Source organism: Gilvimarinus sp. 1_MG-2023, assembly GCF_030548285.1.
Genome location: NZ_JAUOSC010000238.1, coordinates 1 through 406 on the forward strand (window position 1 = coordinate 1; position 406 = coordinate 406).

Sequence of the window (406 nt, forward strand, 5' to 3'; positions counted from 1 at the left end):
GGGCACTCAGTGAACAGCTGAACTGGACTTTCAGTGGTGGCTGGTTACAAACCAAGTTTATCGACTATCAGTACGAAACCGCCGATAGCACCTTCAGCATGAACGGTCGTGAGCAGGCTCAGTCGCCGACGTACAGCTTTGCCAACAGTCTGGCTTATGCGGTTGGCAACGGCCTGACGTTGGTACTGGAAAACGAAGCCAAAGACAGCTTCTACTTTTCCGACAGTCATTATGAAGAATCCACCGCCTATGTCATGTGGCATGCCCGGGTGGCGTATGATGGTAGCAATTACCAGCTGGCCGTGTACGGTCGTAACCTGACCGATGTCGAGCAGGAAGTCCGTGGTTTCCATTTTGGTAATGACCCCCGTGACGGCTACACCAACGAGCGCTGGGTACAGTATGG

At 53.2% G+C, this 406-nt stretch carries 1 pseudogene; it reads left to right on the plus strand.

The features are described from left to right. Nucleotides 1-406, plus strand: a pseudogene (locus tag Q4563_RS16595) (hypothetical protein); the annotation flags it as partial.